The sequence below is a fragment of the Actinomyces naeslundii genome (assembly GCF_001956585.1).
GTDB classification, from domain to species: domain Bacteria; phylum Actinomycetota; class Actinomycetes; order Actinomycetales; family Actinomycetaceae; genus Actinomyces; species Actinomyces naeslundii.
Genome location: NZ_MSRR01000016.1, coordinates 14,198 through 27,484 on the forward strand (window position 1 = coordinate 14,198; position 13,287 = coordinate 27,484).

13 protein-coding genes are annotated in these 13,287 nt (G+C 68.5%); 5 read left to right on the top strand and 8 right to left on the bottom strand.

Features of this window, described 5'->3' with window-relative positions:
- Nucleotides 1–72 precede the first annotated feature (72 nt).
- Complete coding sequence (locus tag BKH33_RS08145) at nucleotides 73–1,509, bottom strand: MFS transporter (RefSeq protein WP_003780478.1); 1,437 nt, start codon at nucleotides 1,507–1,509, stop codon at nucleotides 73–75.
- 121 nt (nucleotides 1,510–1,630) lie between these two features.
- On the opposite strand from BKH33_RS08145, the gene BKH33_RS08150 reads away from it, so the two are divergent.
- Nucleotides 1,631–2,362, top strand: a complete 732-nt coding sequence (locus BKH33_RS08150) for a TetR/AcrR family transcriptional regulator (protein WP_003780470.1) — start codon at nucleotides 1,631–1,633, stop codon at nucleotides 2,360–2,362.
- A 33-nt stretch (nucleotides 2,363–2,395) separates the two neighbouring features.
- Here BKH33_RS08150 and BKH33_RS08155 read toward each other — a convergent pair whose 3' ends face one another.
- The 3 genes from BKH33_RS08155 to BKH33_RS08165 are packed head-to-tail and all read right to left on the bottom strand — an operon-like array spanning nucleotide 2,396 to nucleotide 4,310.
- Nucleotides 2,396–2,620, bottom strand: a complete 225-nt coding sequence (locus tag BKH33_RS08155; RefSeq protein ID WP_009397847.1) for a helix-turn-helix transcriptional regulator — start codon at nucleotides 2,618–2,620, stop codon at nucleotides 2,396–2,398.
- A gap of 2 nt (nucleotides 2,621–2,622) precedes the next feature.
- Nucleotides 2,623–3,459, bottom strand: coding sequence for an ABC transporter permease (locus tag BKH33_RS08160; RefSeq protein WP_076142689.1), 837 nt, complete (start codon nucleotides 3,457–3,459; stop codon nucleotides 2,623–2,625).
- Nucleotides 3,456–4,310 (bottom strand): ABC transporter ATP-binding protein, encoded by an 855-nt coding sequence (locus BKH33_RS08165; protein ID WP_043538686.1) that lies wholly within the window; start codon nucleotides 4,308–4,310, stop codon nucleotides 3,456–3,458. The genes BKH33_RS08160 and BKH33_RS08165 overlap by 4 nt, the downstream gene beginning before the upstream one ends.
- A 404-nt stretch (nucleotides 4,311–4,714) precedes the next feature.
- On the opposite strand from BKH33_RS08165, the gene leuA reads away from it, so the two are divergent.
- From leuA to uppS, 3 genes are read left to right on the top strand one after another with little or no spacing between them, the layout of a single operon-like run.
- Nucleotides 4,715–6,496 (top strand): 2-isopropylmalate synthase, encoded by a 1,782-nt coding sequence (gene leuA, locus BKH33_RS08170; protein WP_076142690.1) that lies wholly within the window; start codon nucleotides 4,715–4,717, stop codon nucleotides 6,494–6,496.
- A 22-nt stretch (nucleotides 6,497–6,518) separates the two neighbouring features.
- Nucleotides 6,519–7,268, top strand: coding sequence for a DNA repair protein RecO (gene recO, locus BKH33_RS08175; RefSeq protein ID WP_003780445.1), 750 nt, complete (start codon nucleotides 6,519–6,521; stop codon nucleotides 7,266–7,268).
- A 1-nt stretch (nucleotide 7,269) separates the two neighbouring features.
- On the top strand, nucleotides 7,270–8,130 hold the full coding sequence (gene uppS / locus BKH33_RS08180) for a polyprenyl diphosphate synthase (RefSeq protein WP_003780405.1): 861 nt from the start codon (nucleotides 7,270–7,272) through the stop codon (nucleotides 8,128–8,130).
- 47 nt (nucleotides 8,131–8,177) lie between these two features.
- On the opposite strand, the gene BKH33_RS08185 is transcribed toward uppS, so the two are convergent.
- From BKH33_RS08185 to BKH33_RS08200, 4 genes are all read right to left on the bottom strand, one after another.
- A complete protein-coding gene (locus BKH33_RS08185; protein WP_003780438.1) occupies nucleotides 8,178–8,609 on the bottom strand; it encodes a Fur family transcriptional regulator in 432 nt (143 codons plus the stop codon).
- Nucleotides 8,606–9,496, bottom strand: coding sequence for a metal ABC transporter permease (locus BKH33_RS08190; RefSeq protein WP_076066535.1), 891 nt, complete (start codon nucleotides 9,494–9,496; stop codon nucleotides 8,606–8,608). Before BKH33_RS08190 ends, BKH33_RS08185 begins: the two co-directional genes overlap by 4 nt.
- Nucleotides 9,493–10,437 (bottom strand): metal ABC transporter ATP-binding protein, encoded by a 945-nt coding sequence (locus BKH33_RS08195; RefSeq protein WP_003780453.1) that lies wholly within the window; start codon nucleotides 10,435–10,437, stop codon nucleotides 9,493–9,495. Before BKH33_RS08195 ends, BKH33_RS08190 begins: the two co-directional genes overlap by 4 nt.
- Nucleotides 10,438–10,510: 73 nt before the next feature.
- A complete protein-coding gene (locus BKH33_RS08200) occupies nucleotides 10,511–11,602 on the bottom strand; it encodes a metal ABC transporter substrate-binding protein (RefSeq protein ID WP_003780415.1) in 1,092 nt (363 codons plus the stop codon).
- A gap of 233 nt (nucleotides 11,603–11,835) precedes the next feature.
- Here BKH33_RS08200 and BKH33_RS08205 point away from each other — a divergent pair, with 233 nt between their 5' ends.
- Nucleotides 11,836–13,230: a glycine--tRNA ligase gene (locus BKH33_RS08205; protein WP_076078535.1), complete on the top strand. Its 1,395-nt coding sequence runs from the start codon at nucleotides 11,836–11,838 to the stop codon at nucleotides 13,228–13,230.
- The last annotated feature ends 57 nt before the right edge of the window (nucleotides 13,231–13,287 follow it).

Consider the following 13,287-nt stretch of genomic DNA (forward strand, 5'->3'; position numbering starts at 1 on the left):
CCCTCCTGATTGGAGGGCACCACCCGGCTTCCATACTGCAAGGGACCGGGGAGGAAGGGATGGGGACAGGGCTCATGCGTCCTGCGGTGACGTCTTGGTGTGACCAGGCATGGTCACTGAGGCGAGGCCGGCGACTCCGTACGCGACGATAGGTACCCACAGGGCGGTTGTGACGGCCTCGCGAGCGTCGGCCGTGTCCTGAAGGATCCCGAAGAACATGGTTCCGGCAAGAGCGACTCCCAGCACCATACCGACCTGACCGAAGGTGGTCAGGGTGCCGGATGCCGCTCCGGCGTCCTGGGTGGGCACCGACTCAAGCGTGATACTCGTCAGCGGCATGATGAAGGTCATCAGCCCGGCACCCGTCAGTACCAACGGGGCGGTGAGGTCCCAACCCGTCAGGGACGTTCCGGCGGTCCAGATCGTCCACAGGACCCAGGTCAGTGCAGCCGCTTGCACCATCCCGCCGAGCAGCACGGCCCACTTGCCGATCTGCTTCGTCGCGAGGATCGCCAACGGCGTGGCCACGATGGAGCCCAGTGCGAAAGGCAGAAGCGTGAGCCCCGCCGCCAATGCGGTGAAGCCGAGTGCGCTCTGAACGTAGTACAGCAGGATGAGCACGTACCCGCCGTTGCCGATCGACGAGAGCACCTGCACCAGCTGTCCGCTCGCAAAGCCTCGGTCGCGAAACAGCGGGAGTGGCAGCAGCGGGGATCCGTGAGCCTTGAGCATGCGCCTCTGCTGCCACACGAAGGCGGCGATGATGAAGGGCGCCGTCGTCAGCATGGCCCAGATCCACCACGCCCACCCCGCGGCGCGGCCGTCGGTGAGCGGGAAGACGACCAGGAAGACACCGAGACCACCCAGCAGCACCCCGACCAGATCGGGCCTGAGCGGATGCTCCGAACGACTCCTCGGTACGAACAGGAGCGCCGCAGCGACAAGCACGATTCCGACCGGCACGTTCACGAGGAAGATGCTGCGCCAGCCCATACCCAGAAGGTCGGCCGTGACGAGCCAGCCACCGAGGATCAGTCCCCCGATGGCCCCCAGCGAGCTCAGCGCTCCAATAATGCCCAGGACAGGAGCGCGCTCCTCCGGTGCGAACATCACCTGCACGCTGGAGAGCACCTGGGGCACCATGATCCCGGCGAACGCGCCTTGAATCACGCGGGTCGCAACGAGCAGGTCGCCTGTCTGGGACAGCGCTGCCCCGAGGGAGGCGAGGGTGAATCCCACCATCCCGATCACGAAGATGCGCCGGTGCCCGAAGATATCGCCCAGCCGACCGCCCGTGATGAGTAGCGTCGCGAAGGCGATGACGTAACCGGCGAGAGTCCACTCCAGCTGCTCCGGCGTCGCATGGAGGTCCTTGCCGATCGTGGGCAGTGCGACGTTGGTGATCGTTGAGTCCATGAGATCCATGAATGTCGCCACCATGAGCACAGTGGTGGCAACGGTGCGTGACCTTGCGGTGGCCTGGTGCTGGGGTCGTTCCTCGTTCGTCATGCTCCCGTCCTCTCACGGCTCCAAGGTGTGTACGCTGTACACGTCGGTTGTGAGTACACTGTACGCATGTGTCGTGGTCGACGCAATCCGATCCCCGATGCAATGGCGAGGAGACAAAACGATGCACACCGATTCGGACACCCCGCCCAAGTGGGAGCGGTGGCTGTGGGAAGTCGATGCCTCTGAGGCGGCCGAAGAGTGGGAGGGGGGCAAAGGTCTGGGCGTCGGCAAGATCGTCCGCGCGGGTATCGCGCTCGCAGACGATGAGGGGCTGGAGGGCGTGTCGGTTCGCAAGCTCGCCCAGCGCCTGAGCGTGAGCACCATGGCGGCGTATCGGCACATCAGCTCCCGCGATGAGGTCATCGCCGCCATGGTCGATGTCGCCTTCGGGCCGCCTCCGGTCCTTTCGGGTTGCTCCGAGGACTGGTCAGGCGGACTGCGGTGCTGGGCGCTCGCCGTACACGCCCGCTATGACGCGCATCCCTGGCTCCTGGACGCCCCGGTCCACGGCATGCCAACCGGGCCGCATCGTCTGCGATGGATGGAGGCAGTCCTCCAGGTGCTCGCCGGTGCGGGGCTCGAGCTGCAGGAGCGGCTCAATGCGGCGCTGCTCGTCGACGGCCACGTGCGCACCGTCGCCGCGCTGAAGCGCTCCCTGGCGACTGCGGCGCACGGTACTACGCGCCGCAGTGCGTCCTCGACCTGGCTCCTGACCCGTCTCGAAGCCGACGGGCTGACATCCATGGCGCAGGTGCTCAAGGCCGGGGCCCTTGATGATGGACAAGGGTATGAGCTCGACTACGGCCTCGATCGGATCATCGCTGGGATCGAGGCCGATAGCACCTCAGGGTGACGGCCCGGTCAGAGCGTGAGGGCGGGGTGCGTCTCACGTCAGTCGGGGGAACTCCTCGAGGGAGAAAACTGACTCCACGGCCACGTCGAAGTAACGGGCGATGCGCAGGGCCAGGTGCAGCGAGGGGGCGTACTCCCCGCGCTCGAGGTAGCCCACCGTCTGGTAGTGGACGCCCAGCGCCTCGGCGAGCTCTCGGCGGCTCACCCGGCGGTCGGCGCGCAGGACCGCGATCCGGTTGTGGACGACGTCGTCGGACATGGTCACAGACCGGTCTGAGAACGGATGGTGGACTGCACGCGCGCCAGGCTACCGATCGTCTCCTTGCGGAAGCTGCGCCGCACGACGAGCGAGGCCCCTGCGAAGCCGAGGACTGTCCAGGTCACCAGGATCCCGACGGCGAGCACCGGGAAGAAGGCCCGGCCCAGCTCCCACGAGGGATCGCCCACCAGCGTCCACCGGGTCAGGTGCCCCGACCAGTAGGTGGGCAGTGCCAGCTGGACCGCCTGCACCCAGGAGGGGAGTCGGTCCAGGGGCATGAAGAGGCCGCTTGTCGCGATGAGGGCGAAGAGGGGCAGATAGGAGACCATGAAGCTGTAGACGCCTCGGACGAAGGCGCCCACGAGGAAGCCCAGTGGGGCTGTTGCGATGGCCGACAGCATCATGAGTGGCAGGCAGGCCAGTATCTGGGGTGGGCTCAGGGGAAGTGTCTCAACGAACAGGGCCCCGCCGAGAAGGATGGCGCCCTGGAACACGAGGGTCTGAGTGAGCGAGGACATCGTCTTGCCGATCGTCCACGTCAGCGGGCCGTGGGGGAGAACGCGCACCCGCAGCAGGGCGCCGCCGATGCGGTCGGAGTAGGTCTCGCTGGCGATCTGAAAGGTGATGAAGCAGCTGATCGTGCCGATGCTGCTGGTGAGGAACATGGGGCCGAAGGCCGTGTGGGCCTCGGTCGCGGCCTGGGTGCTCCTGCTGGCCAGCACGATGGCACTCACCGAGGCCAGCAATGCGATGCTCGACCCGACAATGCCTGCTCGCAGGTCCAGGGCGGCCTGGCGGCGGGCCGCGCGTAGAACTGCCAGAAAGGTGCGAGTGCTCATGAGTGGGGCTCCTTGCTGCTGACGAGGGAGAGGTAGGTCTCCTCCAGGGTGGGGCGGGTGATGGTGAGCCCGGTGACGTGATCGAGATCGAGCTCCTTGACGAAGCGCTCGGGGGAGTGGGTGGAGTGGACGTGGCGGGTGCCGTCCTGGACCCAGGTGATCTCAGCGCCGCGGTCAAGGCGCTCGCGCAGCGCGGTGACCGTGCCGTCGGCGATGATCCGTCCCTCGTTCATGATGAGCACGCGTGAGGCTAGGTGCTCGGCCTCGGCCAGGTCATGGGTGGTCATGACGATAGTGGCGTCGTCGTCGACCCTGGCCAGGATGAGGTCGTGCAGGCGCGCCTTCGAGGCCGGGTCCAGGCCCGTGGTCGGCTCGTCCAGGACGAGGAGCTCGGGTGCGGCCATGAGGGCGGCCGCGAAGTCAATGGTGCGTCGCTGCCCGCCGGAGAGCCGGGACAGCCGGGAGTCGGCCTTCTCGCTGAGCCCGACGGCGTCGAGCACCTCTTCGACGCCGCTCACCCGGCTCGCCGCCGTCAGCTGGACCGAGCGGATCCACTCCAGCTGGTCCCTCACCCGCCACTTGGCGTGGTCGGTCCAGCTCTGCTGCACCAGCCCGATTCGTGACCAGAAATCGGCGCCCGCCCGGTGCGGATCGGTGCCGAGTACTCGCACCCGGCCGCTGGTTGGCGTCAGCGAGCCCAGCAGGTTCTCCACCAGGGTCGTCTTGCCCACACCGTTGGGGCCGAGCAAACAGACGACCTCTCCGGCCTCGACCGACAGGTCGAGTCCGCGCAGCACCGGGGTGTCCCCGTAGGAGAACTCAAGGCTCTCCGTGGTGATGACTGGAGGCATCACACAAACCCTCCTCAGTAGAAGCACAACTATATATAGCAGAGATACTACAATATGGTGTTGGTGTTCGGTAGACCGAGGGGAGTGCTGCGTGGTTGATCGCCCCGGCGTGTGTCTCATACTGCGGTCCGGCGTGGTCGCCTTACCTGACGTCGGGTCGTCGTCGGGGTAGGGTCTACCCCGTGCGAGCGACTCCACGGCCTCAGGCCTGGCAGCGGGCGAGCCTCCTGCTTAGTCGCCGCGGCGGGGCCTGACAGGCCGGCACCCCGACCGCGGCTGACTCGTCCTGCTCGGCCACGTTCCCGACCGCGCCTCTCTGCTTCCCCAGAGCTCTCCGGAGCCTTCCGGTCTCTCGCCGGAACCGCCGTCGGAACCACGAAGCACCTGATCCCAGGAGAACCCCGATGCGTAACGCCCGCCCCGCCCCCCAGCAGCCCTCCGGTATGCCGTTTGCCAAGTACCGGCCCTTCCTCGACGTCGTCAGCATCGACCTGCCCGACCGCACCTGGCCGGACAAGCGCATCACCCAGGCCCCCCGCTGGCTGAGCACCGACCTGCGCGACGGCAACCAGTCCCTCATCGAGCCCATGGGCCCCCAGGCAAAGCGCGCCATCTTTGACCTGCTCGTGAACATGGGCTTCAAGGAGATCGAGATCGGCTTCCCCGCCGCCTCCCAGACCGACTACGACTTCGTGCGCTCCCTGGTGGACGACGGCGCGATCCCCGAGGACGTCACCATCTCCGTGCTCACCCAGTCGCGCGGTGAACTCATTGACCGCACCCTGGACGCCTGCGTCGGCATCCCGCGGGCCACCGTCCACCTCTACAACGCCCTGTCGCCGCTGTTCCGCAACGTCGTCTTCCGCATGGACCGCGACCAGATCCGCGAGCTCGCCGTCGACGGCACCCGCCAGATCATGGCCCGTGCTGAGAAGGTCCTGGATGAGGACACGATCTTCGGCTACGAGTACTCCCCGGAGATCTTCGTGGACACCGAGCTCGACTACAGCCTTGAGGTCTGCGAGGCCGTCATGGACGTGTGGCAGCCCGAGGATGACCGCGAGATCATCCTCAACCTTCCCGCCACCGTTGAGCGGGCTACCCCCAACGTCTACGCCGACCAGATCGAGTGGATGAGCCGACACCTGTCCCACCGTGACGCCGTGTGCCTGTCCCTGCACAACCACAACGACCGCGGCTCGGGCGTGGCCGCCGCCGAGCTCGGCCTCATGGCCGGCGCTGACCGCGTCGAGGGCTGCCTGTTCGGCCACGGCGAGCGCACCGGCAACGTGGACCTGGTGACCCTGGCCCTCAACCTCTTCAGCCAGGGCGTCGACCCCATGCTCGACCTGTCCGACATCGACGAGGTCCGCCGCATCGTCGAGCGGGCCACCGACATGGACGTGCCCCCGCGCACCCCCTACGCCGGCGAGCTCGTCTACACCTCCTTCTCCGGCTCCCACCAGGACGCCATCAAGAAGGGCTTCGCCGCACGCGCCAAGCAGGTCGACGCCAGGAAGGCCGAGGGGCTGACCAAGGCCGACGCCGAGATCGCCGTGCCGTGGTCCATGCCCTACCTGCCCATCGACCCCCATGACGTGGGCCGATCCTACGAGGCGGTCGTGCGCGTCAACTCCCAGTCCGGCAAGGGCGGGGTCGCCTACTTACTGGGCACCACCCGCAAGCTCGAGCTGCCGCGCCGCCTCCAGATCGAGTTCTCCCGCATCGTCCAGCGCCACACCGACACCTACGGCGGCGAGGTCGACGGCGCCCGCCTGTGGTCGATCTTCGCCGACGAGTACCTGCCCGCAGCGGCCGCTCCCGAGGCCGAGCTCAGCCGCTGGGGCCGCTTCGAGCTGCGGGGGGCAACCCTGACCTCCACCGGTGACGACAAGGACTCCACCCTCACCGTCACCCTGGTCGACGGCGGCCAGGAGAAGCGCCTGACCGCCGTCGGCAACGGCCCCCTGGACGCCTTCGTCACCGCCCTGGAGGGCACGGGCCTGAGCGTGCGGATCCTGGACTACGCCGAGCACGCCCTGAGCGAGGGACACGACGCGAAGGCCGCCAGCTACGTCGAGTGCGAGGTCGACGGACAGGTCCTGTGGGGCGTGGGCATCGACCCCTCCATCACGACCTCCTCCTTCAAGGCCGTCATCTCCGCCCTCAATCGTGCCCTGCGCTGACGGGGCGTGAGAGACTGCGTCCGTGACGAGCAGGCTGTACCGGGACGAGGCGATCGTTCTGCGCACCTACAAGCTGGGTGAGGCCGACCGCATTATCGTGCTGCTCACCCGTCACCACGGGCAGGTGCGCGCCGTGGCCAAGGGCGTGCGCCGCACCAGCTCCCGCTTCGGGGCGCGTCTGGAGCCCTTCTCCATGATCGACGTCCAGCTCCACGCCGGACGCAGCCTCGACGTCGTCACCCAGGCCGAGATCATCGATCCCTTCGGCCGGGCCATCTGCGCCGACTACGCCATGTTCACCTGCGCCTCGACCATGGTGGAGACCGCCGAGCGCCTCAGCGCCGACGACGGCGACCTGGGCACCGAGGCCAGCCCCCAGCAGTACCTGCTGCTGGCAGGGGCCCTGGCCGCCATGTCCCACCGGCGCCACGCGCCCGGACTCATCCTGGACTCCTACCTGCTGCGCGCGCTGGCCCTGGGGGGCTGGGCGCCGTCGTGCTACGACTGCGCCCTGTGCGGCGCGCCCGGACCGCACCGGGCCTTCCACGTACAGGTCGGCGGTGCGGTGTGCGAGTCCTGCCGCTCGGCCGGAGCCGTGGAGGTCGAGCCGGCCGCGATGGTGCTCCTAGGCGCCCTGCTCTCCGGCGACTGGGCCGTGGCCGACGCCTCCGGCCAGCGCGGGCGCTCACAGGCCTCCGGCCTCGTGTCGGCCTACACGACCTGGTACCTGGAGCGGCGCCTGCGCTCCCTCGCACTGGTGGAAAGGGCATAACATGACAGACGTCGCCAGAGACATGACGGTCGAGGCCGCCCCGCCCCTGCACCGGCCCGGCCTGACCCCGCCCGTGCTGCCGGCCGCCTCCCTGCCCCAGCACGTCGCCGTCGTCATGGACGGCAACGGGCGCTGGGCCAACGCCCGCGGCCTGCCCCGCACCGAGGGCCACCGGGTGGGGGAGGCCAATATGCTCGACGTTGCCGCCGGCGCCATCGAGATCGGTGTCAAAGAGCTGAGCGTCTACGCCTTCTCCACCGAGAACTGGCGGCGCTCACCCGGCGAGGTCCGCTTCATCATGGGCTTCGCCCGCAAGGTACTGCGCACCCAGCGCGATGTCCTCAACTCCTGGAACGTCAGGCTGCGCTGGATCGGGCGCACCCCGCGCCTGTGGAAGTCCGTGCTGCACGAGCTGCGCGAGGCCGAGCGCCTCACCGCCCACAACACGGGGCTGGTCCTCAACCTGTGCATCAACTACGGCGGGCGCGCCGAGATCGCCGACGCCACCCGCGCCATCGCCGAGGACGTCGCCGCCGGCCGGCTCAAGGCCTCCTCCGTCAACGAGAAGACCATTCAGCGCTATCTCTACTCACCCACCATGCGTGACGTGGACCTGTTCATCCGTACCGGGGACGAGCAGCGCACCTCCAACTTTCTCATGTGGTCCTCCTCCTACGCCGAGCTCTACTTCTCGCCCCTGCCCTGGCCCGACTTCAACCGGAGCGAGCTGTGGAGGGCCTGCGAGGTCTACGCTGGGCGTGAGCGCCGCTACGGCGGCGCCGTGGACAAGGTGCTGCACGAGGAGCCCGGCCAGGCCGGTGACCCGTTGGACGACGAGACCCCGGAGGACCACGAGCAGTAGCGGTCCGGCCGACTCCGGCTTGCTCGGTCTCAGTCCGGGGAGGTGTCTCAGGCGGTTTCCTGGACTGATTCCTGGGGTGAGCAGCTGGCGCACAGGCCGAAGAACTCCGCGGTGTGCTCCATCTGGGTGAAGCCCTGCTGGGCCGAGACCCGCTGAATCCATTCCTCCAGCTCTCCGCCGGCGACCTCCACGGCGTATCCGCAGCGGCGGCACACGATGTGGTGGTGGTGCTCCTGCCTCTCGCAGGCCCGGTAGAGGATCTCGCCCTCGGCGCTGCGCACCTGGTCCACCGCACCGGTCTCCGCCAGGGTCTGCAGGTTGCGGTAGACGGTGGCCAGCCCCACCTTGGTGCCCTCGGCTTCCAGAGCCGCGTGGATCTGCTGGGCCGAGCGGAACTCGTCGGTGCGCGACAGGATGTCGGCGACGGCGGCGCGCTGACGCGTGGCACGAGGGCGCTGCGTTGTGCCGCTTGCGCTCATGATCTACCTCCTGAGGTGATGCGGTGCCGTCGGGAGCGGCTGACGAGCTGCCACAGGCCGGAGAGGAGGGCGACGACGGCGTACCCCCCTACTAGGAGTACCACGATCATGGCGCCGGGGGAGGCTGCCACCAGGTAAGTGATCGTCAACCCGGACACGCAGGCCACCACGCCCAGCCCCATCGCCAGGTACATGGTGCGGGAGAAGGAGTGCGAGACGAGCTGGGCGATGGCCACCGGCACGATCATCACCGCCGAGACCAGCAGGGCACCCACCACCCGCATGGACACTGAGACCGTCAGTGCCGCCACCACCGCCACCAGGACGTTGAGGGCGCTGGTCGGCAGTCCGCAGGCGCGGGCGAACTCCTCGTCGTGGCACAGGGCGAACAGGGGGCCGCGCAGCCCCAGCCCCACCAGGAGGACCAGGGTCGCCAGGGCGATGGTGAACCAGGCGTCTGAGACCGAGACCGTGGAGATCGAGCCGAACAGGTAGGAGTTGAGGTTCGTCGTCGTGCCACCGGCCAGACGGATGAGGATGACGCCCCCGGCGATGCCCCCGTAGAACAGGATCGCCAGGGCCACGTCGCCGCGCGTGCGGCCGTTGGCGCGGATGACCTCGATCGCCACGGCGCCCAGCACGCTGATGATGATCGCCCCGGGGACGGCCCAGGCGTCGTGGGGGGAGACGTTGGCGGCGGCTCCGGCCAGCCAGCCCAGTGCGATACCGGTCAGGGCGATGTGCCCGATCCCGTCACCCAGCAGCGCCAGGCCCCGCTGAACCAGGTAGGTGCCCACCACCGGGGCGGCCAGCCCCACGAGTACCGCGACGATGAAGGCCCTCTGGATGAGGGGGCTGGCGAGCATGTCGGAGATGAACTCGATCATGGCCGGGCGCTCCTACCGGTGCGGGGCTGCGCATTGGGCAGCCGGTGATCCAGGACGGGGGCGTGGTGCGCCGGAGGTCCGCCGGCGTCCGGGTGGTGGTCTCCGTGGTCATAGTCGTCCTCCCAGTGCTCACCGTGGGCGCTGTGGTGGCTATGGTGCCTGCCGACGACGCCGTCGCGCAGGCGAGCGACCTCGCCGGCCGGCCCGTCGGCGACGAGCCTTCCGTCCTGCAGAAGGATCGCCCGCTCGACGACGTCAGCGAGCTCTCCCATCTCGTGCAGGACCGTCACCAGGGTCAGCCCCCGCTCCCGCAGCCCCTTGAGGATCTCGGCCAGGGACTCGCGGCTGGCCCGGTCGATCCCTGCCAAAGGCTCATCGAGGATGAGCAGCTCGGGGGAGCGGACCAAGGCCCGGGCGATGAGAAGACGCTGAGCCTGCCCGCCGGAGAAGACCTGGACGTGGTCACCGGCCCGGTGAGCCAGTCCGACGGCGTCGAGCGCGTCCATGGCCTGTCGCCTGGCGGTCCGGCCCCGGTCCGCCCAGGGGCGGCGCGGCCCCAGGAGCCCGGAGCGCACCACCTCCAAGGCTGTGGCTGGGACGCCCGAACCGGCACCGATCCGCTGAGGGACGTAGCCGATGCGCTCCCAGGGGACCCTGCGGCGCCGGGTGATGGAGGTGCCCAGCACCTCGATGCCTCCGCCGGCCATGGGCACCAGCCCCAGGACGGCCTTGACGAGAGTGGACTTGCCCGAGCCGTTGGCGCCCAGCAGCGCCACGGACTCACCGCCTCCCACCGCCAGGCTCACGTCCTCCAGGATGAGGGAGGCCCCCAGGACGACGCGGAGGTCTCGGACCTTGATGGCGAGCACGGACGACGCCGCCCGGGGTGAGCCGGACGGCGTCGCCGGAGACGATGCTGCTGATGGAGATGAGGAGGTCATACCTGAGTGATCATGCCGATCTGCTTGGATGTCATCTGCTCGGGCCGCCGGGCTCGGCCGGCAGCGTCCGACTCTACTGGCACACCAGGGCGCCCTTGAGCCGCTCCAGGTTGGAGGTCATGGCGTCGGTGTAGTCGCCCCGTTCGGGCTTGGACTCCAGAGGACTGAGGACACTCGTCTCCGCTCCGGTCTCCGCGGCGATCGCCTTGGCCGGCGCATCGGAGACCAGTTCCTCGGTGAAGATCGTCTTCACCCCCGTGCTCTGGACCACCGACTTGATGTTGGCCATCTCCGCGGGGCTGGGCTCGGTCTCCGGGTCGATGCCGGAGATGGAGGCCTGGGTCAGCTTGTAGCGGTCGGCCAGGTAGCCGAAGGCGGCGTGGGAGGTGATGAAGGTGTTGTGCTGGCAGCTGGACAGGCCCTTGGTGTACTGCGTGTCCAGGTTGGTCAGCGCCGTCTTGAGCTTGTCCAGCCCTGCCTTGTAGTCGTTGGCGTTGGCCGGGTCGACCTGGGCGAAGGAGGACTCCAGGGTCTCAGCCACCTTGATCATGCGCTGAGGGTCGAGCCAGAAGTGCGGGTCGAGGTCGCCGTCGTGATCCTCGCTGCCCTCGGCGTGGCTGTGCTCGGCATGCCCGTGATCGTCGTGGCCGGCCTCGGTGGACTGCGCGGTGGCGACGGCGGACGCTGTGTCAGTGGCGCCGTCAGACGCCTCCTCACTGTGCTCGTGCTCCTCCTCGACCCCCTCGTGGTGGACGAGGTTGGCCGGCTTGCTCAGGTCCACCACCGTGGGCCCGGAGCCGACCTCCTTGACGGCCTTGTCCAGGGAGGGCTGGAAGCCGGGGACGTAGGCGATGAGGTCGGCCTTGCTCAGCTCGGCGGTCTCCTTGCCGGAGAGCTCGAAGTCGTGCGGCTCGACGTTGGACGGGGTCACGGTGGAAACCTTGACGAGCGGGCCACCGATGGCCTCGGCCAGGTACTGGATCGGGTAGAAGGACGTGGATACTGTCAGCGTCTTGCCCGGGGCGATCGTGTGCGGTGCTGAGGCGCTTGACGAGCTCTCACTCTTCAGGGCGCTGCAGGCGCTCATGCCGGCAGCCAGGACCAGGGCGGCTCCGAGCGCGACGATGCGACGGAGATCATGGGAACGAGTCCGTGAAACACTCATGCGAATCATTCTCATACTGCTGGCGCGATGCGTCAAACCGCGGCGAGTCGCCATGTGCGCTGCTGAGGGGTTGTTTGCGAGCCCGGCCCCGTCCCCGCGGCCTTGCTGTGGCTGCACGCGCAGCCGCGGTGCGACGGGCCCCTCACCTCAATATGACGGCCCTCCGCCTAGACTGTCCCCACTCGTCCCCACCAACCAGGCGGGACCACGACTACTCCTGAAGGAGCACTCCGTTGGCATCCACCCCTTCACGCCTTGACGCCGTCATCAACCTCGCCAAGCGGCGCGGGTTCGTCTTCCCCTGCGGCGAGATCTACGGCGGAACCCGCTCGGCCTGGGACTACGGGCCGCTGGGCGTCGAGCTCAAGGAGAACATCAAGCGCCAGTGGTGGCAGTACATGGTTCGCTCGCGCGACGACGTCGTCGGGCTGGACTCCTCGGTCATCCTGCCGCGCGAGGTGTGGGTCGCCTCCGGGCACGTTCAGGCCTTCACCGACCCGCTCATCGAGTGCCAGTCCTGTCACAAGCGCCTGCGCGAGGACGAGCTCCAGGAGACCTACGCCGCCAAGCACGGCATCGAGGACCCCTCCACGGTGAGCCTGGAGCAGGTCGCCTGCCCCAGCTGCGGCACCCGTGGCCAGTTCACCGAACCCAAGGCCTTCTCCGGCCTGCTCAAGACCTACCTGGGCCCGGTCGACGACGAGTCCGGCCTGCACTACCTGCGCCCCGAGACGGCCCAGGGCATCTTCGTCAACTTCGCCGCGGTCATGAGCGCGGCCCGCAAGAAGCCGCCCTTCGGCATCGGCCAGGTGGGCAAGTCCTTCCGCAACGAGATCACGCCCGGGAACTTCATCTTCCGCACTCGCGAGTTCGAGCAGATGGAGCTGGAGTTCTTCTGCGAGCCGGGAACGGACGAGGAGTGGCACCAGTACTGGATCGACTACCGCAAGGCCTGGTACACCGACCTGGGCATCAGCGAGGACAACCTGCGCCTCTACGAGCACCCCGCCGAGAAGCTCTCCCACTACTCCAAGCGCACCGTGGACCTGGAGTACCGCTTCGGCTTCGCCGGCTCGGAGTGGGGCGAGCTCGAGGGCATCGCCAACCGTACCGACTTCGACCTGTCCACCCACGCCGAGCACTCCGGCAAGGACCTGTCCTACTTCGACCAGACCCGTTCCGAGCGCTGGATCCCTTACGTCATCGAGCCGTCGGCCGGCCTGACCCGCTCGCTCATGGCCTTCCTCGTGGAGGCCTACACCGAGGACGAGGCCCCCAACACCAAGGGTGGGGTGGACAAGCGCATCGTCCTCAGGCTCGACCCGCGCATCGCCCCGGTCAAGGCGGCCGTCCTGCCGCTGAGCCGCAAGGAGGAGCTGACCGGCCCGGCTAAGGAGCTGGCGGCCCGCCTGCGTCGCTCCTGGAACGTGGACTACGACGACGCCGGCGCGGTGGGCCGCCGCTACCGCCGCCAGGACGAGGTGGGCACGCCCTTCTGCCTCACCTATGACTTCGACTCGCCCGAGGACGGCGCGGTCACAGTGCGCGAGCGCGACACCATGGCCCAGGAGCGCATCCCGCTCGAGGGCGTGGAGCGCTACCTGGCTGAGCGTCTCGTCGGCTGCTGAGGTCCGTCCTAACTTTGCGCCCCGCCGTCGGATTTTGGTCCGACGGCGGGGCATCGT